Source organism: Lactobacillus sp. WILCCON 0058, assembly GCF_057198005.1.
Genome location: NZ_JBUBHM010000001.1, coordinates 749464 through 773896 on the forward strand (window position 1 = coordinate 749464; position 24433 = coordinate 773896).

24 protein-coding genes are annotated in these 24433 nt (G+C 52.0%); 21 read left to right on the forward strand and 3 right to left on the reverse strand.

The annotated features are described in order from the left end of the window. The first annotated feature begins 1 nt into the window (after position 1). The 21 genes from mraY to ACYVUU_RS03805 all read left to right on the forward strand — a co-directional run bounded on the left by mraY (position 2) and on the right by ACYVUU_RS03805 (position 21558). The gene (gene mraY / locus ACYVUU_RS03705) at positions 2 to 961 is read left to right on the forward strand and encodes a phospho-N-acetylmuramoyl-pentapeptide-transferase (RefSeq protein WP_484499978.1); all 960 of its coding nucleotides are present in this window, start codon (positions 2 to 4) and stop codon (positions 959 to 961) included. Between the two features lie 6 nt (positions 962 to 967). Next, positions 968 to 2350, forward strand: coding sequence for a UDP-N-acetylmuramoyl-L-alanine--D-glutamate ligase (gene murD, locus ACYVUU_RS03710; protein ID WP_484499979.1), 1383 nt, complete (start codon positions 968 to 970; stop codon positions 2348 to 2350). A 1-nt stretch (position 2351) separates the two neighbouring features. Further along, entirely contained in the window at positions 2352 to 3464 is a 1113-nt protein-coding gene (murG, locus tag ACYVUU_RS03715; protein ID WP_439775581.1) for an undecaprenyldiphospho-muramoylpentapeptide beta-N-acetylglucosaminyltransferase, read from the forward strand. A 23-nt stretch (positions 3465 to 3487) separates the two neighbouring features. Next, positions 3488 to 4333, forward strand: a complete 846-nt coding sequence (locus ACYVUU_RS03720; protein ID WP_484499980.1) for a cell division protein FtsQ/DivIB — start codon at positions 3488 to 3490, stop codon at positions 4331 to 4333. Positions 4334 to 4391: 58 nt separating this feature from the next. Beyond that, complete coding sequence (gene ftsA / locus ACYVUU_RS03725) at positions 4392 to 5774, forward strand: cell division protein FtsA (RefSeq protein WP_484499981.1); 1383 nt, start codon at positions 4392 to 4394, stop codon at positions 5772 to 5774. A 15-nt stretch (positions 5775 to 5789) separates the two neighbouring features. Beyond that, positions 5790 to 7142 (forward strand): cell division protein FtsZ, encoded by a 1353-nt coding sequence (ftsZ, locus tag ACYVUU_RS03730; protein WP_484499982.1) that lies wholly within the window; start codon positions 5790 to 5792, stop codon positions 7140 to 7142. Positions 7143 to 7156: 14 nt separating this feature from the next. Beyond that, positions 7157 to 7603 carry a cell division protein SepF gene (locus tag ACYVUU_RS03735; protein ID WP_484499983.1) on the forward strand — a complete coding sequence of 149 codons (447 nt, stop codon included), beginning with the start codon at positions 7157 to 7159 and terminating at the stop codon, positions 7601 to 7603. Next, on the forward strand, positions 7603 to 7905 hold the full coding sequence (locus tag ACYVUU_RS03740; RefSeq protein ID WP_300615333.1) for a YggT family protein: 303 nt from the start codon (positions 7603 to 7605) through the stop codon (positions 7903 to 7905). Before ACYVUU_RS03735 ends, ACYVUU_RS03740 begins: the two co-directional genes overlap by 1 nt. Further along, positions 7905 to 8732 (forward strand): YlmH family RNA-binding protein, encoded by an 828-nt coding sequence (locus tag ACYVUU_RS03745; RefSeq protein WP_484499984.1) that lies wholly within the window; start codon positions 7905 to 7907, stop codon positions 8730 to 8732. Before ACYVUU_RS03740 ends, ACYVUU_RS03745 begins: the two co-directional genes overlap by 1 nt. 288 nt (positions 8733 to 9020) lie before the next feature. After that, complete coding sequence (gene ileS / locus ACYVUU_RS03750) at positions 9021 to 11816, forward strand: isoleucine--tRNA ligase (RefSeq protein ID WP_484499986.1); 2796 nt, start codon at positions 9021 to 9023, stop codon at positions 11814 to 11816. Then, complete coding sequence (locus tag ACYVUU_RS03755) at positions 11816 to 12025, forward strand: cold-shock protein (RefSeq protein ID WP_439774637.1); 210 nt, start codon at positions 11816 to 11818, stop codon at positions 12023 to 12025. Before ileS ends, ACYVUU_RS03755 begins: the two co-directional genes overlap by 1 nt. A gap of 15 nt (positions 12026 to 12040) precedes the next feature. Continuing rightward, complete coding sequence (locus ACYVUU_RS03760; RefSeq protein ID WP_439774638.1) at positions 12041 to 12598, forward strand: NUDIX hydrolase; 558 nt, start codon at positions 12041 to 12043, stop codon at positions 12596 to 12598. A gap of 3 nt (positions 12599 to 12601) precedes the next feature. Next, complete coding sequence (locus ACYVUU_RS03765) at positions 12602 to 12820, forward strand: hypothetical protein (RefSeq protein ID WP_484499987.1); 219 nt, start codon at positions 12602 to 12604, stop codon at positions 12818 to 12820. Positions 12821 to 12839: 19 nt separating this feature from the next. Beyond that, positions 12840 to 13538: a 5'-methylthioadenosine/adenosylhomocysteine nucleosidase gene (locus ACYVUU_RS03770; protein WP_484499989.1), complete on the forward strand. Its 699-nt coding sequence runs from the start codon at positions 12840 to 12842 to the stop codon at positions 13536 to 13538. Then, positions 13539 to 14702, forward strand: coding sequence for a cysteine desulfurase family protein (locus ACYVUU_RS03775; protein ID WP_484499991.1), 1164 nt, complete (start codon positions 13539 to 13541; stop codon positions 14700 to 14702). Positions 14703 to 14756: 54 nt separating this feature from the next. Further along, on the forward strand, positions 14757 to 15098 hold the full coding sequence (locus ACYVUU_RS03780; RefSeq protein WP_270448187.1) for a DUF1831 domain-containing protein: 342 nt from the start codon (positions 14757 to 14759) through the stop codon (positions 15096 to 15098). A 4-nt stretch (positions 15099 to 15102) separates the two neighbouring features. Next, complete coding sequence (mnmA, locus tag ACYVUU_RS03785; protein WP_484499992.1) at positions 15103 to 16230, forward strand: tRNA 2-thiouridine(34) synthase MnmA; 1128 nt, start codon at positions 15103 to 15105, stop codon at positions 16228 to 16230. A 99-nt stretch (positions 16231 to 16329) separates the two neighbouring features. Beyond that, a complete protein-coding gene (locus tag ACYVUU_RS03790) occupies positions 16330 to 16989 on the forward strand; it encodes a histidine phosphatase family protein (RefSeq protein ID WP_484499994.1) in 660 nt (219 codons plus the stop codon). Then, complete coding sequence (locus ACYVUU_RS03795) at positions 16989 to 17642, forward strand: tetratricopeptide repeat protein (protein WP_439775537.1); 654 nt, start codon at positions 16989 to 16991, stop codon at positions 17640 to 17642. The genes ACYVUU_RS03790 and ACYVUU_RS03795 overlap by 1 nt, the downstream gene beginning before the upstream one ends. A gap of 13 nt (positions 17643 to 17655) precedes the next feature. Further along, positions 17656 to 20043: an SF1B family DNA helicase RecD2 gene (gene recD2, locus ACYVUU_RS03800; protein WP_484499995.1), complete on the forward strand. Its 2388-nt coding sequence runs from the start codon at positions 17656 to 17658 to the stop codon at positions 20041 to 20043. Positions 20044 to 20211: 168 nt separating this feature from the next. Then, a complete protein-coding gene (locus ACYVUU_RS03805; protein WP_484499996.1) occupies positions 20212 to 21558 on the forward strand; it encodes an FAD-dependent oxidoreductase in 1347 nt (448 codons plus the stop codon). A gap of 59 nt (positions 21559 to 21617) precedes the next feature. Here ACYVUU_RS03805 and rnjA read toward each other — a convergent pair whose 3' ends face one another. From rnjA to def, 3 genes are all read right to left on the reverse strand, one after another. After that, positions 21618 to 23297, reverse strand: a complete 1680-nt coding sequence (rnjA, locus tag ACYVUU_RS03810) for a ribonuclease J1 (protein ID WP_439774755.1) — start codon at positions 23295 to 23297, stop codon at positions 21618 to 21620. After that, positions 23287 to 23520 (reverse strand): DNA-dependent RNA polymerase subunit epsilon, encoded by a 234-nt coding sequence (locus ACYVUU_RS03815; RefSeq protein ID WP_439774754.1) that lies wholly within the window; start codon positions 23518 to 23520, stop codon positions 23287 to 23289. The genes rnjA and ACYVUU_RS03815 overlap by 11 nt, the downstream gene beginning before the upstream one ends. A 187-nt stretch (positions 23521 to 23707) precedes the next feature. Continuing rightward, positions 23708 to 24262 (reverse strand): peptide deformylase, encoded by a 555-nt coding sequence (gene def / locus ACYVUU_RS03820; protein ID WP_484499997.1) that lies wholly within the window; start codon positions 24260 to 24262, stop codon positions 23708 to 23710. Between the last annotated feature and the right edge of the window lie 171 nt (positions 24263 to 24433).

The window sequence follows — 24433 nt, forward strand, 5'->3', positions numbered from 1 at the left end:
GATGCAAGCAAGTTTGATTGCTTTTATGATTTCACTGGTATTAAGCGCCTTGCTTTTGCCATGGCTGATTATCTGGATGAGAAGCCACGACGAAGGCCAGCAGATCCGCGGTGAAGGGCCAAAGTGGCATGAAAAGAAGTCGGGGACGCCGACCATGGGGGGAACGGTCTTCGTTCTTTCAGCCGCTGTGGCAACGATCGCCATCTGTGCTTATAAGGGCCAGCTGACCAAGACAGTCTGGATTTTGTTAGTTGCCCTTTTGGGTTACGGGGTTATCGGCTTCCTGGATGACGGCTTGAAGCTCTTTTTCAAGCGGAACCTGGGCCTTAGAGCCTGGCAAAAAATGGCCCTGCAGCTGGTCGTAGCCGCCGGGATCGTTTTGCTGGCAGCCAGTGACAACTTTGACTTTGGCCTCTACCTGCCTTTTGCCGGGGTGGTCAAGAACATGGCCCTGTTTACCTTGTTTGAAGTTTTCTGGCTGGTTGGCTTTTCAAACGCCGTCAACCTCTCAGACGGTTTGGACGGCCTGGCAACCGGTCTGTCCTTTATCGCTTACGGCACTTACGCCTGGCTGGCCTTCAAGAGCCAGAATTTTGGCGTTTTAGTCTTCTGTATGGCGGTAATGGGGGGCCTGGCAACCTTCTTCATGTTCAACCACAAGCCGGCTAAGATCTTTATGGGGGATGCCGGTTCCCTGGCCCTTGGGGGCGGTTTAGCAGCGGTCAGCATCTTCTTGGGCCGGCCATGGTCCTTGCTTTTGATCGGGATCGTCTTTGTCTGCGAAACGGCCAGCGTTATTCTGCAGGTTGCTTCGTTTAAGACGACCGGCAAGCGGATTTTTAAAATGACGCCAATCCACCACCACTTCGAAATGCTGGGCTGGTCCGAATGGAAGGTCGACCTGGTCTTCTGGCTGGTTGGGCTGATTGGCAGCGGAATTTATTTGATGATTTGGGGATAATTAACGATGAAAGAAATCGATAAATATGCTGGTAAAAACATTCTTGTTTTAGGTCTGGGCCGGAGCGGCTTCGCGGTCAGCAAGCTGCTTTTAAAGCTTGGCGCGCGCCTGACTTTAAATGACAAGGCGGACCTTACTGCTGACCCTAAGGCCAAGCAGTTGGCTGACCTGGGCGTCAGAGTAATTGGCGGCAGTCACCCGGTTGACCTGTTTGACCAGGAAAAGTTTGACTACCTGGTCAAGAACCCCGGCATCCCTTACGAGAACCCGATGGTGGCCAAGGCCAGCGAAAAAGGGGTTCCTGTCATCACTGAACCTGAAGTTGCTTTAAGCGCCAGCGAATCTCCTTATGTCTGCGTAACCGGGTCAAACGGCAAGACCACTACGGTCATGCTGACCCAGCAGATCATGGACCACTACCTGCAAAAGCAGGGCCACCACGCTTACGCGGTCGGCAACATTGGCTGGCCGATTTCTGAAGTAGTTTTGGACCAGGCCGGCCCAGACGACCTTTTGGTCGTGGAAATGTCCAGCTTCCAGCTGATGGGGGTTACCGACATTGAGCCAAAGGTAGCGGCCATCGTTGACATCTACAACAATGTTCACCTGGACTACCATAAGACTTTTGACAACTATGTTGACGCCAAGTTGAACATTGGCCGCTTCCAAAAGGATAGCGACTACTTCCTGGCCAACTTTGACCAAAAAGACATCCTGGCCAAGGAAGAAAAGGCAACCCACGCTAAGATCTTGACTTTCAGCGAAACTGATTCAGCAGCTGACTTCTACATCGGCCAGGACTACTTGATGCATGGCGATGAAAAGATGATGAAGATTGCCGACATCAAGCTGCCTGGGATCCACAACCTGCAGAACTCCCTGGTTGCCATCGGCATCAGCAGCCTGATGGGGGCGGGCAAGGACGACATCGCGGCCGTTTTGTCCACCTTTACCGGGGCTGAACACCGCCTGCAGTACGTGACGACCCTTGACGGAGTCAAGGTCTACAATGACTCCAAGTCAACCAATATCGAGGCTGCCACCGTGGCCATCCAGTCCTTCAAAGAGCCGGAAGTTCTCTTGGCCGGCGGCCTTGACCGGGGCTTTGTCTTTGACTCCCTGATCGATCTGTTTAAAAAGCACGTTAAGGCCATCGTGACCTATGGGGAAACCCGCTACCTGCTGGCTGACGCGGCCAGAAAGGCCGGGATCAAGACTATTGTGGTCGTTGACAACCTGCATGACGGGGTCAAGGCAGCAGCCAAGCTGGCTGAAGCTGGCGACGTCCTGCTCTTTTCACCGGCCTGCGCTTCCTGGGACCAGTTCAAGACCTTTGAAGAACGCGGCGAATATTTTGTCAAGTATGTAAAAGAATTGGAAGAGAAATAAAATGAGAGTTATTTTTTCTGGTGGCGGCACGGGCGGCCACATTTATCCCATCATGGCCTTGATTGAACGCCTGAAGGAAGAAGGCATCTGCCAAGACGATGAGATTTTGTTCGTCGGCACCAAGAAGGGGCTGGAATCCAAGATCGTGCCAGCCGCCGGGGTCAACTTTAAGACCATTGACATCCAGGGCTTTGACAGAAAGCACCTGCTGAACAATGTTAAGACCATCCAGCTCTTTTTGAAGGCCACCAAGCGGGCCAAGGAAATCCTGGCTGACTTTAAGCCGGACGTTGTCCTGGGCACGGGCGGCTACGTCAGTGGGGCGATCGTTTATGAAGCCAGCAAGATGAAAATCCCGACCATGATCCACGAGTCAAATTCCGTGGTCGGGGTGGCCAATAAGTTCTTAGGCCACTATGTGGACAAGATCTGCTACACTTTTGATGACGCGGCCAAGGAATTTCCGGAAAAGAAGAAGCTGGTTAAGACTGGCAACCCGCGTTCCCAGCAGGTTTTGAGCTTAAACGCCAAGCCGGTTGACCTGGAGGGAGACTTGGGCCTTAACCCGCAGATTCCTACGGTCCTGGTCTTTGGGGGTTCCCGGGGGGCTTTGGCCATCAACCGGGTTATGCTTAAGTCCTTGATGGAGCTGAAGAAGAAGCCTTACCAAGTGATCTGGGCCACTGGTACCTACTACTATGACGCCATTGAGAAAAAGCTGGCTGATGTTGACTACGGCGACTCCATCAAGGTCGTGCCGTATATCGCCAACATGCCAGGCCTTTTGCCGGAAATGACCTGCGTTGTTTCCCGGTCCGGGGCAACCAGTCTGGCTGAATTCACGGCTTTAGGCGTACCGGTGATCTTGATCCCAAGTCCAAACGTCACCCACAACCACCAGATGAAGAACGCCATGGACCTGGAAAAGGCCGGGGCAGCTTTGGTGATTGCTGAAGATGATCTGAATGAAAACACCTTCGTGTCTTCAATTGACCACTTGCTTTTGGACCAAAGCTATGCAGAAAAGATGCGGCAGGCTTCCAAAGCCTTGGGCGTGCCAGATGCCTCTGACCAGGTCATCAAGGTCATGAAGGAAATTGCCAAGAAGAACTGATGAAAAAAGATTAGGAGGAAGCGATGGCTCGCAAACGGATAACCCGCAGAGATCCAGAAGAGGAACTCTCTAAATTTTTACGCCACGAACCTGGCCAGGGGCAGGAAGGGCGGAAATTGTCGAGCCAGCTTACTTCGCTTAAAAAAGAGCGCAGGCGGGGCCTCTTGACCCGGCTGGGCTCGATCATGGCCGTCTGCCTTTTGGCCATAGCCTTTTTAGCCTACTACGTTTCGCCTTTGGCTGACGTATCGACGGTCAGGGTGCTCGGAGCCGATGACCTGGATGGCAAAAGCATGGTTGAAGTAGCCCAGATCAAGGCTTCTGACAAGGTGGTCGATGCCTTGCGCATCCAAAAGAAGATCAGCAAGAAGCTGGCCGCTAAATACCCCGAAGTTGCTTCAGTTACTTTATCAGTAAAGGGGCTGAACACTTTGAACATGCAGGTGCATGAACGGAAAGTGATTGGCTACATCAAGGATGGGTCCAGCTACCGGAAGATTCTCGCTAATGGGGAACTAGGCACCAAGAGCCTGGCTTGGAGCGAGGTGGATCATGATAAGCCGCTCTTTATTGGCTACAGCAAGCAGGTGGCCTTGAAGACCAACCTTAAAATTTTTAACTCTTTTCCTGAATATTTCAAAAAGCAGGTCAAGATGCTGTCTGGCAATACCAGGCGCAAAACCCAGATGATTCTGGTCATGAAAGATGGCAATGTGATAATCGGCAACACTGAGACGATAAAATCCAAGGTTAAGTACTATAACTCGATTAAACAGGATTTGACAACCAACAGTGTCATTGACATGGAAGTCGGTGCCTTTACCCGTCCTTTGACCAGCGCGGAAAAAAAGGCCTACGGCTTGTCTTAATTTTGTATCTTTAAAGAATTATGATATTATCTAAATATTAGAATTGGGGGAAGGAAACTTGGATAATTCAACTTTGTTAGTTGGTCTGGACATTGGGACCACGAGCATCAAAGTCGTTGTTGCCGACGCCGCTCATCAAGAGCTGCAGGTTTACGGGGCAGTTGCCGCGCCAACGCATGGGATGCGGCATGGCAAGATCGTTGATATCGATCAAGTTGCCGAATCTGTCAAGAACGCGATCCAGCAGGTCAGCGAGAAAACCAACAGCAAGATCAACCGAGTGGTGACAGCTTTGCCAGTCAGCATGCTGCAGCTGGAAAATGCGACTGGTCTGGTCAATATTTCTGATTCTGGCAAAGAAGTTGCCAATGAAGACGTGCAACAGGTGATGTATGCCGCCATCAAGGCCGCCAAGAAAAAGGACCGGCAGGCAGTTGCCTTCTTCCCAAGCCGCTTTTTGATTGACGGGGAAAAGGACGTTGACGACCCGCGGACCATGATTGCCCGCTCCCTCTTGGTGCAAGGGCTGGTAATGACGGCGCCGTCAGCGGAGATTCACAACATCAACACGGTTTTAAAGCACGCCGGCATCCGGAACAACTTCTTTGTTCCGGCACCGATGGCCGTTTCCAGCGTGGCGCTGGATGAAGCTGAAAGAACCTTTGGGGCAATTCTGCTGGACATGGGCGGCGGCAGCACGACTGCCACGGTTATCCGCGACGGCCAGATCAAGTACGCCACGGTTGACCTAAAGGGGGCAGCTGACATCACTCACGACATTTCAGTGGTTTTGTCAACGACCATGAGCGATGCAGAAGCCTTGAAGCGGGACTACGGCTATGCCGACCCAGACCTGGCTTCTGAAAATGAAAAATTTGCAGTTAAAGCCGTGGGCAAGGACGAAAACAACCTGGTCAGCGAGAAGTATCTTAGTGAGATCATCAACGCCCGCCTGCAGCAGATCCTGCGCCGGGTCGGCCGGGGCCTGTACAACCATGATGCCCTGTCCTTGCCGGCCGGGGTCATCATTACTGGCGGCAGCGCGCTTTTGGCCGGGATCGATGAATTGGTAGCGGCCGACTATGACGTCAAGGCCAAGATCTACCAGCCTGCCCAGATTGGCCTGCGCAACCCGGTTTATTCAGTGTCTTACGGGATCGTCAACTATGCCAACCAGCTGAGCGATATTGGCTACCTAGCCAACACCGTGATTTATCATGATTCAGCTCTTGCTTCCAACGAGCGGCCGGCCAGCGGCGGAAATAGTCAAAAAAATGCTAAAAGAGTGACGCGGAAAGCTGAAAATGACACTGAATTAGCTTATAATAAGACTAAGCATGATGGGGAAGTAGACACTGAAACCCGGCATGAAGAAAAGACTAATAATAACGAAAATAAAAACAAGGGCTTAGCTGCATTTTTCAGAAAGTTCTTTGATTAAGGGTGGTAAACGTAGATGGCTTTGGATTTTACTTTTGATTCAGATGACAACAACAACGCAGTTATCAAAGTAATTGGCGTTGGCGGGGCGGGCGGCAATGCCGTCAACCGGATGATTGAAGACGGCGTGCAGGGCGTCTCCTTCATCGCGGCCAACACCGACGTACAAGCTTTGAACAGCAACAACGCTGAAGTTAAGATTCAGCTGGGGCCGAAACTGACCAGGGGCTTGGGGGCAGGTTCACATCCTGAAACCGGGCAAAAGGCCGCTGAAGAAAGCGAAGAAACGATTGAAGACGCGCTTAAAGGCGCTGACATGATCTTCATCACTGCCGGCATGGGCGGTGGTACTGGTACCGGGGCAGCCCCGGTGATCGCCAAAATTGCTCGGGAAACCGGTGCTTTGACGGTTGGGGTGGTTACCCGCCCATTCAGTTTTGAAGGCCCTAAGCGGTCCAAGAATGCCGCTGACGGGATCGCCAAGCTGAAGGAATACGTTGACACTCTGGTCATCGTTGCCAACAACCGGCTTTTGGAAATCGTTGACAAGAAGACGCCGATGATGGAAGCCTTCAAGGAAGCCGACAACGTCCTCAAGCAGGGTGTCCAAGGCATTTCCGACTTGATCACTTCAACTGACTACGTGAACCTGGACTTCGCCGACGTCAAGACGGTCATGGAAAACCAGGGGGCAGCCTTGATGGGGATCGGCCGGGCCAGCGGTGAAAACCGGACGGTGGAAGCAACCAAGATGGCGATCTCCTCACCACTTCTGGAAGTTTCAATTGACGGGGCCAAGCAGGTCCTCTTGAACATTACTGGCGGTCCGGACTTGACCCTGTTTGAAGCCCAAGATGCTTCAGAAATCGTCTCAACTGCTGCCGGCGAAGACGTTAACATTATTTTCGGTACGGCCATCAACCCTAACCTTGGCGATGAAGTCGTGGTTACGGTGATTGCAACCGGGATTGACGACGAAGCTGAAGCAGCTGCGTCTAAGCAGTTGCCAGGTCGCGGCCACCAGGTGAGCGCTCCTAGAGAAAAGCCAGCTGCTCCCAAGATCTTGAATCCAGAAGAAGCAGCTCCAGCTGCTCCAGTGCAAGAAGCTCCAGTGCAAGAAGAAGTCAAGCCGGCCAGCCCGGTTAAGGAAGAGAAGCCAGCCATGATGGACCCAATCAGCGTTTGGGGCCTCAACGACGATGACTACTCAAGACGGCAGAACCCAGAAGAACAGAAGCGGCAGGCTGAAGAAAAAGATGCAAAGCTGGATGCTGATCCAAGCAGCACGATTTCACAAATTGACATCAACACCGATTACGACGATGATGATGACGACATTCCGTTCTTCAAGCATCGCCGGGACCGGTAAAGGAGGCAGAATAAATGAACAACAAATTGAAAGACTTTTTCGGCTTCGGTGATAACGATTCCTACGAGGAAAGAGACAGCTACGAAGACCGCTACGAAGAACAAGAAGAGATGCAAAACAGCTACCGGCCAAGCAACAACCGCGACAGCAATGTCGTATCCATCAAGTCCGGCCAAGCTGGTAGCGGCCCAAGCAAGATCGTTCTTTACGAACCGCGGGTTTACTCTGACGCTAAGGAAGTAGCTCAGAACTTGCTCAACCAAAAGGCGATCATCATCAACTTCAGCCGAATGGACGATGCTTCTGCCCGCCGGGTAGTTGACTTCATCACCGGGACGGTTTACGCCCTCAATGGTGAAATCCAGCGCGTTGGCGACAAGATCTTCCTGGCTACCCCGCCGAAGTTTGAAACTGACGGCAAGATCACTGAACTGCTTGATAAGAAAGATACTTTAGGTTAATGCAAACATTTTTGGTTTTTTTGTACCGGCTGCTCTACTTCATCTGTGAAGCCTACAGCCTCTTGATCATTATTGATGCCTTTATGTCTTGGATTCCAGCGATCAGCGAATCAGCGGTTGGCCGTTGGATTGACCGGATTGTCAACCCCTTTGTCAACCTTTTCCGGCAGGGGCCGATCCTGCGCTTGATCTACGCGACTGGCATTGACATCTCACCGATGATTGCCTTGTTTGTGATCTACTTTGTCCAAAGCGTTGCCTTGGGCTGGCTCTTCAACATTTTAGGGAGGATTTTCCTGTGATGGACAAGCGCCAGGCCAGCAGCTTTTATCCACATTTTGCAATTGAAGAAAGACCAACAATTGACCATTTTGTTGGTCTTTTTAATCGTCTCTTGTATACTGGCCAGGCTGTCTTGACCGACTTCCTGGACCCCCGGCAAAGGCAGATCATGGAGACAATCGCTGGTGGGGAAGCGATCGTTCAGGCTTTTGGCGGCTATGAAGAAGCAGAAAAGTGCCGCCTCTACATTAGTCTTGAATGGGAGAACCTGAAGCCAGATGACTACCAGGTTCAGCTTTTTGAAATCGAATATCCGCAAAAGTTCGCTAGTCTCCGCCATAGCCAGATTCTGGGCAGTTTAGCCAATTCTGGAGTAAAGACCGGCACCTTTGGCGACATCATTACGGATGGGCAAGGAAGATGGCAGTTTTTCGCGGAAAAAGAACTGGCCGACTTTTTTGCCAGTCAGATCGACCGGATGGGGCCGGTCAAGGTCCGCCTCAAAGAGAAGCCGTTAAAAGACCGCTTAGAAGCAGAGGACAATTCCGAGACTATTACTGCTGTGGCGTCCTCTATGCGCCTGGACGCGGTTTTAGCGGCTCTAAGCAATAAATCCCGCAGCCAGGTAAAAGAGGCTTTGGAAGCTGGCGAGGTCCGCTTAAACTGGCATGAAGAAATGAAGGGGGAAAGCCTGCTGAAAGTCGGGGACATCTTGAGCCTGCGCCGCTTTGGCCGGGTCAAGCTCTTGTCCGCTCAGCCCAGCAAAAAATGCCGCCTCCGGCTGGAAGGCCAGTATTGGCCAGCAAAAAGCAATAAATATTTGACAAAGGGCCGGTTGATGCCTTAAACTCTTTTACTGTAGATAGAAAACTTTTTTCATTGTTTTTTTATCTCTTACATAATTACGATTAATAAATCAGACTGACAGTCCTGCTTAAAGGCGACCTTAGCGAGTTAATGATGGTGGAAGATTAACACAAGCCGGCGAGCGATCAGCTGCCGATTGGTCTGAACGGGGGCCGGCACGATAAGCCGGCAGGAGTGGGGCCCTTCGGGGCTCAATTTAGGTGGTACCACGATAGTCTCGTCCTATTTTAGGATGAGGCTTTTTATTTTAGCGAAAGGATTTTTACATATGCGGGTTAAGGATACGCTGAACCTGGGCAAGACCAAGTTCCCGATGCGGGGCAACCTGCCCAAGCGGGAAGCAGAATGGGAAAAGAACTGGGAAGACCAGAAGTTTTACGAAAGACGCTTGAAGCTTAACGAAGGCCATGAAAGATTCGACCTTCACGACGGCCCTCCATTTGCCAACGGCAACATCCACATGGGTCACGCCTTGAACAAGATCACCAAGGACATCATCGTTCGGAGCAAGAACATGGAAGGTTACTATGCTCCTTACGTTCCAGGCTGGGATACCCACGGCCTGCCAATTGAGCAGCAACTGACCAAGCAAGGCGTTGACCGCAAGACCATGGACCGGGCTGCTTACCGGGAATTGTGCCGGAAGTTTGCCATGGAGCAGGTTGAAAAGCAGCGGACCGACTTCAAGCGCTTGGGCGTCATGGGCGACTGGGACCACCCTTACATCACCCTTTTGCCGGAATTTGAAGCTGCTGAAATCCGGGTCTTCGGCAAGATGTACGAAAATGGCTACATCTACCAAGGCAAGAAGCCGGTTTACTGGTCCTGGTCCAGTGAATCAACTTTGGCTGAAGCCGAAGTTGAATACCACGACGTGGAATCACCATCAATCTACATCTCCTTCCCGGTCAAGGACGGCAAGGGCAAGCTGAGTGAAGAGAACACTTACTTCTTGATTTGGACGACCACCCCATGGACTATTCCTTCCAACCAAGGGATCGCCGTCAACCCGAAGTTTGACTACTCAGTCGTTGAAGTCGGCGACCGCCGCTACGTTGTTGGCACTGACCGCTTAAGCGCCGTAGCCGAAATTTTGGGCTGGGACGACTACAAGACTGTTCAGCACCTTAAGGGGACGGACATGGAATACATGGTGGCCAAGCACCCTTACATCGAAGGCCGCGACAGCCTTTTGATGGAAGCCGTCTACGTTACTGACGATGATGGTACCGGCCTGGTCCACACCGCTTCCGGCTTTGGTGAAGACGACTACAACACCGCCATGCGCTACGGCTTTGACGTTTTGTCACCAATGGACAACAAGGGCTGCTTCACTGAAGAAATCCCTGACCCGGACCTGGTTGGCAAGTTCTACACTGACACCAACGAAATCGTTAAGGAAAAACTGGCAGCTGCCGGCAACCTTTTGCACTACAGCACCTTTGTCCACTCCGCCGCTCACGACTGGCGGACCAAGAAGCCGGTAGTCTACCGGGCAACTACTCAATGGTTTGCCTCAATCTCCAAGTTCAGAGACCAGATCCTGGACCAGATTGAAAAGACCACCTTCTACCCGGCCTGGGGCAAGACCCGTCTTTACAACATGATCAAGGACCGGGGTGACTGGGTAATTTCCCGCCAACGTGCCTGGGGCGTGCCTTTGCCGATCTTCTACGCTGAAGACGGCACGGCTATCGTGACTCATGAAACGATCGAACACGTGGCTGACCTCTTTGCCAAGGAAGGCTCCAACGCCTGGTTCACCCACCCGGTTGAAGAACTTTTGCCAGAAGGCTTTACTTCAGAACACTCACCAAATGGCAAGTTCACCAAGGAAACTGACATCCTGGACGTTTGGTTTGACTCCGGGTCATCCTGGAGCGGGGTTCAGGCTCTGGGCAGAGACGTGCACTACCCGACTTCCATGTACCTGGAAGGCAGCGACCAATACCGGGGCTGGTTCAACTCCAGTTTGATCACCAGCGTGGCGACTAACGGGGTGGCTCCTTACAAGTCAGTCCTGTCTCAAGGCTTTACTTTGGACGGGCAAGGGCGGAAGATGTCCAAGTCATTGGGCAACACGATCGCTCCTAACGATGTCATCAAGCAAATGGGGGCTGAAATCATCCGCCTCTGGGTTGCTTCCGTTGACGCATCCGGTGACGTTGGCGTGTCAATGGACATCCTGCGCCAGGTTTCAGAAGGCTACCGGAAGATCAGAAACACCTTCCGCTACATGCTGGCCAACACGGCTGACTTTGATCCGGAAAAGGACCGGGTAGCTTACAAGGACCTGCGCAAGATCGACCAGTACCTGGAAGTCAAGCTCAACGACTTGGTTGCCGAAAGCATCGTCAACTACGACAAGTATGACTTCGCTGACGTTTACAAGCTGGTCTTCAAGTTCATCACCAACGACCTGTCCGCCTTCTACCTGGACTTTGCCAAGGATGTTCTCTACATCGAAGGCAAGGACAGCCACGCCCGCCGGTCAATGCAGACGGTGATCTACGATGCCGCTGTCAAGCTGGCTAAGATCCTGGCACCAATTTTGCCGCACACCATGGGCGAAGTTTGGGGCTACTTGAAGGAAAACGAAGAAGACGTCTACCTGTCCAACTTCCCTGAAATCGAAGACTACGCTAATGCTGACGACTTGAAGGAAAGCTGGGGCGAATTCATGAAGCTCCGCGATGACGTTCTGAAGGCTCTGGAAGAAGCCCGGGACCAAAAGCTGATCGGTAAGTCCTTCGAAGCCAGCGTGACCGTTTACCCAAGTGAAGAAACCAAGGCTGCCTTGGACAAGCTGGCTGGTGAAGACTTCCGGGAAATCTTGATCGTGTCCAACTTGGTCATGGGTCAAGGAGAAGTACCGGCTGACGCCAAGAAATTTGACCACGCCAGCGTCCTTGTCCGCCGGGCCGAAGGCGAAGTCTGCCCACGCTGCCGGATGTACCGGACTGACCTGGGTGCTGACAGCCGTCTGCCGCAATTGTGCGGCCGCTGCGCATCTATCGTGGTCAGCGATCACCCGGAAGTACTTGAAGAAGGCTTGGAAGACTAATGCGGACCGGAGTTGTAAAGCAATTTGCCGAAAAAGCAAGTTTCGGCTTTATCGAAGACGATCAAAATCACAAATCATATTTTGTCTTTTATACCGCCATCAAGGAGGAGGGCTATAAGAGGCTTGAAGTCGGCCAGCGGGTGAGATACCAGCTTGCCCAAGGTAAACACGGCCTGCAGTGCATCAACGTTTACTTGGCCAAAGACTAAGCAAAGGAATGACATATGGATTTAAAGGAAACTGAAATTTCAACGAAGGAGGCTTTCCACGGCAGCTTCATCAACCTGCGGGTTGAAAACGTGATGCTGCCAAATGGGAAAACCGCCTCCAGAGAGCTGGTCGACCACCGGCCTGCCTCAGCGGCCATCTGCATCAACGATGAAAAGAAGATGCTCCTGGTTACGCAATGGCGGGAAGCAATCAAGCAGCTGACTCTCGAAATTCCAGCCGGAATGGTTGACGCTACCGACGTGAGTCCCTTGGATGCAATGAAGCGGGAGTTAAATGAAGAAGGCGGCCTGAAAGCCGAATACTGGGAAAAGGTTGCCGAATTCTACACTTCACCAGGATTTTGCAATGAAAAGCTGTACCTCTTCTACTGTGACACGCTCAGCCCAGTGGCTGACAAGCTGGACCTGGACGAGGACGAATTTTTAACGGCAGAATGGTACAGTCTTGAAGAGTTAAAGAACCTGTTGACAGAGGGCAAAATTGTCGACGCGAAGACCATTTATGCTATTTCCGTATGGGAAAACATGCTGCTGACCGGTTCAGAAGGTTAGACTATGACAGAGAAACGTTCCGATTACCGCCGCCGCCAGGCAGAACAAGCAGAAAAGGCAAATAGACAGGAAGCAGCTGATTCAGCTGCTTTTCCTGCTTTTAAGCAGAACCAGGAGCAGAAAGCCCTGAAGGCAGAAAGGCTGAAAAAAAGGCTGAATTTTGCTATCCTGGTCCTGTGCCTTTTAATCATCCTGGTTTGGGTAATTTTATTGAAATTTTAAATTGAATTGAGGATTACCGATGAAAATTGCAATCGTTGTGCCAATGGCTGAAGAAGCTGAATTTTATCATCAATACTTTTCCTCAGGTAAAAAAGAAATGTTCGGTTCAACTGAATTCGAGCATTTTTCCGTTGCCGGCAACGATCTTTACCTGGGCTTGACTGGGATCGGCAAGGTCCAGGCGGCCATGAACCTGACCAGCCTTTTGGCCAAGGAAAAGATAGACCTGGTCATCATGACCGGGTCAGCCGGGTCTTTGCAAAAAGATGTTCAGCGGATGGACCTGGTTTTGCCAAGCGAATTTGCCTACCACGATGCCCACAACACTTCAGCGGGCAACTATGTCGAAGGGCAGATTCCGCAGGAACCGGCCCGCTTTAAGCTGGACAGCGCGGAAAGAGACAAGTTCAAGGACTTTTTGGCCAAAAAGGGCGTAGCCTACAAGGAAGGACTGGTCGTGACCGGGGACTCCTTTATTTCCTCCCAGGCGCAAAAAGACGAAATTCTGGACAATTTCCCAACTGCCCTGTGCGTGGAAATGGAAGGGGCGGCTTTTGCCCAAGTGGCCTACCACTTTAACGTGCCGTTGATTGCCTTGCGGGCAATTTCCGACAACGGGGATGAAGATGCCGACAATGACTTCGCCGCCTTTGTCAGAAAGGTTGGTGCCCAGGCGGCAGAACTGATCGTGGAATACTTAAGGGAGAATGATTTGTAAATGAAGCAGGTATATCTTGACAACGCGGCAACTACACCGATGTCACCGACCGTCATTGACGTGATCGCTGATGAAATGGCCAATGACTTCGGCAATGCTTCCAGCACCCACACTCTGGGCCGGAAGGCCCGCAACACCGTGGAAACGGCCCGGCACACGATTGCCCAGGCCATCAATGCCAAGGACCAGGAGATTATTTTTACCTCCGGCGGTTCAGAAAGCAACAACACGGTAATTTTTGGCGTGGCGGAAATGCAGAAAGACGTGGGCCGGCACTTGATTACGACCAAGATCGAGCATGAATCAGTCTTAAAATCAATGCAGCACTTGGAAGAACTCGGCTACGAAGTGACCTACCTGGACGTTGACGGGGACGGGCACATTTCCCTTGACCAGCTGCGCGAGGCCATCAGAGACGACACGATTCTGGTCTCAGTCATGGCGGTCAACAACGAAGTTGGCAGCATCAACCCCCTCAAGGAAATCGGGCAAATCGTCAAGGAAAGCAATGCCTTCTTCCACGTTGACGCTGTCCAGGGTCTGGGCAACATCGATCTGGATGTTGAAGAAATGGGAATCGATTTTATGTCGACCTCAGCCCACAAGATCTATGGGCCGAAATTCCTGGGCTTCCTGTATGAAAGAGACGGGATCCGCCTGCCAAACCGGATTTATGGCGGCGACCAGGAATTGAAGCGGCGGGCCGGTACGGAAAACGTGCCGGGGATCGCCGGCTTTGGCCAGGCAGTAGCTGAAGTGCAAGCTGAATCCAAGGCTGACCTGCAGGCCAAGTACACTGACTTCCAGAAGATTGTCTTGAGCCGGCTGGATGAAAGCGGGGTAGCCTACGAGGTCAACAGCCCCTTGACCGGCCTGGTTTCTCACCATGTCTTGAACCTGCGCTTAAACGGCCTGTCCACTTATGTCCTTCTGGCCAACCTGGACCTGGCCGGCTTTGAAGTGTCGGGCGGTTCTGCCTGCACGGCCGGCAGCCTGACCCCGTCACACGTTTTGACGGCTATGTTTGGCCAGGATTCGCCAAAGGTCAGCGAATCGATCCGGATTTCTTTTGGCCGCTACAACACGGCGGAAGAAGTGGAAGCTTTCGCGGATGCCTTGGTAAAGGTGGCCCGCAAGCTGCAGGACCGGAAGCGGGAAGACTAAATAGTTGCTTTTTTGAAGGAATGTACTTACAATTAATAAGCGAGGTTTTACTTTATGGCTAATACTGTGATGATCAATGGCGACAAGCGGAAGTTCATGCTTAATCCAGACGTGAAGCTGTATGCGTTGATTGACGCTGGCTTCCAGAAGACCCCCCGGGGCAACTTCGTCTACGAGCACCCACTTTACAACGAATCGCCTTACAACGCGACGACCAAGCTGAAGATGACGATCAAGAGCGACTTGTCCGGCTTGACTATGGTCGTTACGGATCCAAGCGGCCTGAAGAAGGTAAACATTTTTAAAAACAAGCAGCTGGCTCCGACGGTTGAACTTTTGGACTATATCTTGAAGGACCTGGAGGAGCGGAAGATTTTAAGCGAAGTGAAGGATTGATTTAATGGTTGACAATAGCAAGATCAGAGTCGTTGTCGGCATGAGCGGCGGGGTTGACTCTTCAGTAGCAGCCCTTTTGCTCAAGCGGCAAGGCTACGACGTCGTCGGCGTTTTTATGAAGAACTGGGATGATACCAATGATGATGGTGTCTGCACGGCAACTGAAGACTACGAAGACGTCAAAAAGGTTGCCGACAAGATCGGCATCCCTTACTATTCGATCAACTTCGAAAAAGAATACTGGGAGCGGGTCTTCCAGTACTTTTTGAAGGAGTACAAGGCTGGCCGCACGCCTAATCCCGACATCATGTGCAACACCGAGATCAAGTTCAAGTCCTTCCTGGAATATGCCCTGGACCTGGACGCTGACTACCTGGCCATGGGTCACTATGCCAAGACCATGGTTGATGAAAATGGCGTGACCCACATGATGCGGCCAAAGGATGGCAACAAGGACCAGACTTACTTCTTAAGTCAATTGACCCAAGAACAGATCAAGCGGGTCATGTTCCCCCTGCAGGACTTGACTAAGCCGGAAGTGCGGCGGATTGCCGAAGAAGCCGGCCTGGTCAACGCCAAGAAGAAGGATTCAACTGGGATTTGCTTCATTGGGGAAAGAAACTTCAAGCACTTCCTCAGCGAATTCCTGCCAGCCCAAGGCGGGGACATGGTGACTCCGGACGGGCAGGTTGTCGGCCAGCACGCTGGCCTCATGTATTACACGATCGGCCAGCGGCAGGGCCTGGGCCTGGGTTCAACCAAGCAGTCCACCGCTCCGTGGTTTGTCGTGGGCAAGGACCTGGCAAAGAACCAGCTGATCGTTGAGCAGGGCTATGACAGCCCCCGCCTTTACGCTGACCGCCTGCAGGCTTCCGGCATGACTTTCTTTACCGGCAATCCTGACCAAGATACGGAATTTAAGGCGACCGCCAAGTTCCGCTACCGGCAGTGCGATGTCGGCGTTACTGTCAAGTATCACGCGGACAGCAAGACGGCTGACGTCTACTTCGACGAGCCAGCTCGGGCGGTTACCCCGGGCCAGGCCCTGGTTTTATATAATGGCGAGGAATGCCTGGGCGGCGGGAACATTGACGCTGCCTTCAAGGATGACAAAAAGCTGCAATTAGTTTAACGGCAAGGCCAAGTCCCAGCGGACTTGGCCTTGTTCGTGTTTTTGGGGTTAGGCTTTTGCTATAATAAATAGCGATAGTTACGAGAGGCGATAAAAATTATGGAAATATATTTTGTAAGACATGGCAAGACTCAGTGGAACCTGGAGCAGCGCTTCCAGGGCGGACAAGGCGATTCAAAATTGCTGCCGGAAAGTTTGGCCGACATTGAGAAGCTGGGACGTTATTTAAAAGGGGAACATTTTAAGGCTGTTTACGCCAGTCCTCTGGACCGAGCAAGAATGACGGCCCAAGGGCTGATTGACGCGGCCGGGATCCGCCTGCCCCTGCATATCGATGAACGCTTGCGGGAAATGAACCTGGGCAAGCTGGAAGGAATGAAGTATGCAGAGGCGGAGAAGCTCTATCCCCAGGAAATCGACAATTTTTGGCATCACCCGGACAAATATGACAATAGCGTCGTAGAGGGTGAAAGCTATGAGCATGCCATGGCCAGGGGCCTGGACTTCGGCCGGGAAATGGCCAAGAAATACCCGAAAGACAGCGACAAGGTTCTGGTGGTCAGCCACGGGGCAGTTTTGTCAGCTATCATGGGGGCGCTTTTGGGCTATGACCTAGCAAACTTGCGGAAAAATGGAGTCATTTACAACACCAGCGTTTCAATCTTGGAAAGCCAAGATACCGGGGCAGACTTTAAATTGGTCAAGTGGTCAGACGTTACTCCTTTAGGACATAAAATGTCAGAAACGGATGGTTTGTAATGGAGCAAAAGATCAATCAGCTTTATGAAGAAGGAAAAGTCGACCAAGCGATTCATGCCTTGATTGAAAAAATCGACCATAATCCCCGGGAAACCGACAACTACCTGCAGCTGGCAACTTATCTTCTCGACCAGGGCAGCGCTGAGCAAGCCAGGGAGCTTTTGACCAAGGCGCGGGGGATCGCGGAAGACCCCCAGGCCTTGACCTATGACCTGGCTGTCTGTGACTACGCCTTGGGCGACTTTGACCAGGCCCTGGCCCGCTTGGCCCAGATTCCGGATGACGACATGACCATGTACCAAAAGGCCCTGGTCTACCTTAAGCTGGGCCAAAGCCAGAAGGCTCTGGCTTATGCCTTGTCGATCAAAGAGAGCGACGACCGGGTAAAAGAACTCATCGGTGACATCTGGCTGGCCCTGGGAGAATTAGAGTCTGCCCGGGCCAGCTACCTGGAGATTGCTGAAGGGCAGAGAACAAGCAAGCTGAATTTTTTGCTGGGTCTCACTTATTTCAGCCAAGACCGGGACAAGGCAGAAGAATTTTTTGCCAAATCCAAGGAGCAGGATCCCAAATATTATCAAAAAGCCAAGGATCAATATGAGTCCCTGCTGAAGCTTTTGAGCCAGGGAAAGGCAGGGGCAGGTAAAGAATAATAAGGAGCAGGAAATGACCGAGTTTAGCGGTGAAGTAAAGAGCGTGATTTATGAAAACGCGCAAAATATGTACAAGATCTTGCTGGTCGCCGTAAAGACGCCTCTGGCCGGCTACGACGATGACGAAATCAAGGTGACGGGGACCTTCGGGGACCTGGAAATTGGCCAGGAATACAGCTTTACCGGTGAACTGGTCACTCACCCCAAGTACGGCTTGCAGTTTCAAGCGACGGGCTGCCAGCCAGCCCTGCCTAAAGAAACCGGCGGGGTGGTCAAGTACCTGTCTTCTGACAAGTTCCCCGGTATTGGGCCCAAAACAGCGGAAAAAATCGTTGACCAGCTGGGCGGCGGAGGCCTAAAGAGCCTGCAGGCTGATCCGGCCTTGATTGCCAAGCTGGATCTTTCCCAAAAGCAAAAAGACAGTCTCTTGTCTGGCCTGGCCCAGATGGACTCTTTTGACGACCTGGCCATGACTTTGGCCAGTTACGGGATTCCCCGCAAGGTGGCCGGCCGCCTCTATCAGAAGTACCATGACCAGACCTTGAAAAAGCTGCAGGCTGACCCCTACCTGCCTTTAGGCGAGGTGACCGGCTATTCCTTCAAGCAGGCCGACCATCTGGGAATTGGCTTTGGCATTGACCTTGACAGTTTGGAGCGGGCTAATGGCGGCATCCTGGCCGTTTTGCTCCAGGCCTTGACTATGGATGGGGAAACCTATCTGGAACTGGATCAGCTTTTGCCGGCGGCCAAGGAACTGACAAATATCAATTATGACCGCCTGGCTGAAGCGGTCAATGACCTGCAAGACAAGAAAAAGGTCGTCGTGGAAGATGGCCGGGCCAGCCTGCTTGGACCATTTCAAGTGGAAAGTGAGATCGTGACTGACCTGGCTGACCTTTTGGCCAAGGGCAAGGAAGAGGACTACAAAGACAAGGACTTGGACCAGGCCATCAAGCGGGCTGAAAAAAAGCTGGGGATCAGCTATGATCCTGAGCAAAAGCAGGCTATCAAGAACGCGGTAACCAGTCCGGTATCAATCTTGACCGGGGGACCAGGCAGCGGGAAGACGACCATCATTGACGGGATCCTGCTGGCTTTAAAGGACCTGGCCGACATGGACGAAGAAGAAGCTGAAGAAGCAATTCTCCTGGCTGCCCCAACTGGCCGGGCCGCCAAGCGGATGGGGGAAGTGACCGGCTATCCGGCCAAGACCATCCACCGCCTTTTGGGCCTGGGGATCGACAACAGCGAGGAGATGGAGCTGAATGATTTGGAAGGGGAGATCTTGATCGTCGACGAAATGTCCATGGTTGACATCTACCTCTTTGAAAAACTGCTCAGCTCCATCAGCAATGTCCGCCACCTGGTCTTTGTCGGCGACAAGGACCAATTGCCATCCGTTGGGGCAGGGAAAGTTTTTGCTGACTTGATTGAGGCGGACTTCATTCCAACCTGCCAATTGCAGGTGGTCCACCGGCAAAAAGATGATTCAACGATCATTCCTCTGGCTCACGCGGTTAACGATGGGGCCAACCCGGCTGTTTTATTGCAAAAAACGGCCAGCTACTCCTTTATTCCCTGCCCGCCCCATGCCGTGCCTAGCGCTGTCGAGCAGATCACCCGGGCAGCCTTAAAGAGCGGCTTTGCGGCAGACGACATCCAGGTTCTGGGTGCCATGTACCGGGGCGACGGGGGGATCAACAGCTTGAACGACACCCTCCAGCAGGTAATTAATCCGGAAAAGGGCAATGATCAAGCAGTTGAAGCCCATGGCGAAAATTTCCGCTTGAACGACCGTGTCCTGCAGCTGCAAAATGACCCGGAACGGGGGATCTACAACGGCGAGATCGGCAAGGTTGCTTCCGTTGACCCGGAAATAATGGAAGACGAAGATGATGAGGTCAAGCTTTTGGTCAATTTTGACGGCAAGGAAGTGGCCTATACGCAAGCTGACTTGAACAATCTGACCCGGGCCTATGCCATCACCATCCACAAGTCCCAGGGGTCGGAATTTCCTTTGGTCATTCTCTGTTTAACCATGCAGAACTATATCATGCTCAAGCGGAACCTTTTGTACACGGCCATCACCCGGGCTTCCCAGAAGCTGGTCATGGTCGGCCAGGAGCAGGCTTTTGCCCAGGCCATGCGGGTCAAGGGCAATGAGCGGCGGACCAACCTGGTCTGGCTTTTGAAGGAACGCTTTAAGCCTGAAGAAGCCAAAGAGCAAGAAGCCACGGAAAAGGATAAGAATGATTCCTCAGAAGAAAAAGCTGAAGACTACATCTTGACCGGAGCCCGGATCAGCCGGGCGGAGATTTCCCCCATGGTCGGCATGGAGGACCTGGTTCAAGGATGCAAGAATCTGGTAGAAATCGTCCGGACCAAAGGGCCGCAGAACTAATTAAATGAACTTTTTGACAGAAAGACTGGCTTGACCAGCCTTTCTTTTTTGCCTAAAACTTAAGTATGTTACTTTTTGTAAGCAAAGTACTGACAAGAGAGAAGAGATAGGATATACTAAACATAACTTACAAAAAGTTAGTTAATCTTGAAGAAAGTTGGGTAAAAAATGACGGAAAAAGAAACAAGAAAGACAGTCAAAAACATCATCATTGGTTTCGGCAAGGGGGGCAAGACCTTGGCCAAGTTCCTGGGCCAGCAGGGCGAAGAAGTCCTTTTGGTTGAAAAGTCACCGAAAATGTACGGGGGCACCTGCATCAACATCGCCTGCCTGCCGTCCAAGCGCTTGATTTTGGAAGCAGCAGCCGGCAGCGATTTTTCTGAAGCAGTAGCTGGCAAAAATGAGATGACGGCTCAGCTGCGGGAGAAGAACTACCAGATGCTGGCTCAGGAAGAGACGGTGACCGTGCTTGACGGCCAGGCCCGCTTCATCGGCGAAAAGGAAATTGAAGTCATGGGTCCGGCTGGCAAGCAGATTTTTAAGGGTGAACGGATCTTTATCAACACTGGGGCCAGCCCGGTTCTGCCGCCTGTTCCTGGCTTAAAAGAGAGCAAAAAGCGGCTGGATTCCACCCAGGCCATGGACCTGGAGGACCTGCCAAAAGAACTTTTGATCCTGGGGGCGGGCTACATTGGCCTGGAATTTGCGGCCATGTTTGCCAATTATGGCAGCCAGGTAACCGTTTTGGACCACAGTCCGGAATTTTTGCCAAGAGAAGACGATGATATCAAAGCCGCTGTCAAGGCTGACCTGGAAGCGGCTGGAGTTAAATTCATTTTAGGTGCCGATATCGAAAAAGTCAGCGACGAAGCTGATAAGGTCGTAATTGACTACCAATTAGGCGAAGAAAAAATGACTGCTTCGGCTGACAAGATCCTGGTTGCTGCTGGCCGGCAGGCCAACACAGCTGACCTTAACCTGGAAGCAGCCGGGGTAGAAACTGACGACCGAGGCAATATCAAGGTTGATGACTTCTTAAGAACAAGCGCTGACCAGGTCTGGGCCCTGGGCGACGTCAAGGGCGGACCGCAATTTACCTATGTTTCATTAGATGACTTCAGAATTGTCAAGGACCAGCTTTTTGGCGAAGGCAAGCGGAAAGCCAGCGACCGGCAAATCCTGCCGACCAGTGTCTTCATTACCCCGCCTTTGTCAGCCGTTGGTCTCAATGAAAAAGCCGCCCAAAAGGCCGGGGTCGACTACCAGCTCTTCAAGCTGCCAGTTGCTGCCATCCCCAAGGCCAAAGTAGCCAAGGACAGCCGGGGCTTGTTCAAGGCCCTGGTTGACCCGGCAAACGGGCAGATCCTGGGGGCCAGTCTGTACGGTCTGGAATCCCATGAACTGATCAACCAGATCGCTTTGGCCATGAAGGCCAAGCTGCCTTACAGCTTCCTGCGTGATCAGATCTACACCCACCCGACCATGAGCGAGGCTTTCAACGACCTCTTCAAGTAAAAAATGACAAAGGGCATAAAAAAAGAACTCCGGCAGGAGTTCTTTTTTGCTATCAAGCTTTATTTCTTTTCGATCAGCATTGGCAGGATCATCGGCCGTCTTTCGGTGCGGGAGTATAGGAAGTCCTGCAGGTTCTCGACGATCGCCTTGCGGATTTCGCTGTCCTTAGGCTTGTCGCTCTTAGCCATTTCCGTCTTCAAGACATGGTAGACGTGCTTCTGGGCCGCGTTGATCAAGTCCTGAGACTCGCGCATGTAGACAAAGCCCCGGCTGAGGATGTCAGGACCTGCCAAGACCCGCTTGTGCTTGTAGTCAACAGTGGCTACGGCAACGACCAGCCCTTCTTCAGACAGGATCTGCCGGTCGCGGACAACAATGTTGCCGACGTCAGCGGCACCGGAAGTGTCGACGAAGACGTCCTTGACGTGAATGTCACCGGCAATTCTGGCCCCGTCAGGGCTGAAGCAGACTACTTCACCATTCTTCAAGACGAAGGTGTTTTCTGCTGGCACGCCTGCTTGCTGGGCCAGGTGGGCGTGGACAACCTGCATCCGGTATTCCCCGTGCACCGGGATCATGTACTTTGGCTTAGACAATTCGACCATGAGCTTCAGTTCTTCCTGGCCGCCGTGGCCGGAAGTGTGGACATTGTTGACCCGGCCGTGGACGACGTTGGCCCCGCCTTCCATCAGCTTGTTGATCAGCTGGTTGACGCTCAAGGTGTTGCCTGGAATTGGGTTTGATGAGAAGATCACGGTGTCGTGCGGCTTCAGTTTGATCTGCCGGTGGGTGCCGTTGGCAATCCGGGAGAGGGCGGCCAGAGGTTCACCTTGCGAACCGGTACAGAGGATCATGACCTTTTCCGGCGGCAGGGAGTTGATCGTTTCTGCATCAACGATCAAGCCTTCCGGCACATCCAGGTAGCCTAAATCGATCCCGTTTTGGATCCCGTTCTCCATGCTCCGGCCAAAAATCGCCACCTTGCGGCCGGTGTCGATCGCGGCTTGAATGGCGGTTGACACCCGGTAAAGGTTGGAAGCAAAAGTGGCAAAAATGATCCGGCCTTCAATGCCGGTAATGATGTTGTGCAAAGAGCCGGCAACGAAGCGCTCAGACTTGGTAAACTGCGGCACTTCCGCATTGGTTGAGTCGCTCAAGAGGGCCAAAACGCCTTCTTCACCCAGCTGGGCCATTCTCTGGAAGTTAGGGGCCGGCTGGTTCATGACTGGGGTCAAGTCGAACTTGAAGTCACCGGTGAAGACAACCGCGCCAAGCGGAGTGTGGACGGCAATCCCCAAAGTGTCGGGGATTGAGTGGGTAGTTCTGAAGAAAGTCACGCTGAGCTTGTCAAAAGTCAAAACCGTGTCTTCATGTTCCTCATGCAGTTCAGTCCGGTCCAGGATCCCGTGTTCTTCACACTTGCTCTTGATCAGGGCCAGGGCAAAAGGCGTGGCGTAGACTGGAATTTCCGGAATCTTTTCCAGCAGGAAGGGAATCCCGCCGATGTGGTCTTCGTGGCCGTGGCTGACAACCAGGGCCTTGATCTTCTCCCGGTTCTTGACCAGGTAGGAGTAGTCGGAGATAACATAGTTGATCCCCAGCAGCTCGTCTTCTGGAAACTTGATGCCGCAGTCCATGATGACGATTTCGTCTTGGTATTGGACGCAGTACATGTTACGGCCGATTTCGTGTAATCCCCCGATCGCGAAAACGGCTACTTCGTTTTGCTTAATCTTCACTGTCAGCTTGGCCGAAGGCAGTAAGCTTGAAGTCGGCGTGTTCTTGTTCGTACTTCAAGGAGTTGCCAGTTAATTCTTGGATGAGCTCGATGTTGTAGGGGGTGTTTTGTTCAACGAGGGCTCTGGCTTGGACAACGTTGTCGGCTTCCATGTAGAGAGTCTGGGTCGTTTCTCTGCGTGGGTTAACGATCTTGTCCTTTTGATATAAAACTTTGTAGATCATAAAAAATCTCCTTATTGTTTAATTGTAATTCGATCTCTGTTTGAGAAATTTTGACAAAAATACTCAATAGCTAATTAAAGTTTAGCATAATTAGAAAAGCAAGTATAGAAACAGAACTTGCCTATAAGGAAAAAGAGAACAAAAAAGTCCAAGCCAGGACGAAGCGGGCTGGCTTGGACTCTTGGGCCTAGTAGATGACGATGGTATCTTCATCCAGGGCAAATGGGTTCTTCTTGTTGATTCGGTCGTAGAAGAGGTGGCCGTTCAAGTGGTCGATTTCGTGGCCGGAAACGATGGCTGGGTAGCCCTTGAGGCGGATGGTCTTTTCCTCGCCGTCAACTGTCCAGTAGTGAATCGTAACCTTGTTTGGCCGCGGAACATAGCCGTCGATGACCTTGTCGACGCTGAGGCAGCCTTCGCCTTCGCCCAGGCAGGTCTTGCGGACGGACTCAGAAATAATTTCCGGGTTGACGTAAACTTCCTTAAAGATAATTTCACCCTTGTCATCTGGAACCAAGAGGGCAGCCATGGACACGCCTTCACCGACCTGCGGGGCAGCCAGGCCGACCCCGGCCCGGAGCTGGTGCTTGGCGGCAATCTTTGGATCTTGTGAGTTTACCAGATATTCCATCATGTCATCGGCCAGCTTGCGGTAGTGGTCTGACAATGGAAAAGTCAATTTTTGAGCAACTTGCCGCAAAACGGGATCACCGTCGCGGACAATATCTTTCATTAAGATCAATTTCGTTTCTCCTTTTAAAATAATCGCTAATATATTTTTACCACAAAAACGCACCTTATGGTTAAACATTCTCTGAAAAGCCTTTGTAAACTAAAGGAAATTTGTTGACCAGGTCCAAGAGTGGTTGTACAATAGATGATTGTAAAAAATATAAACTGATTACTTCGGCCA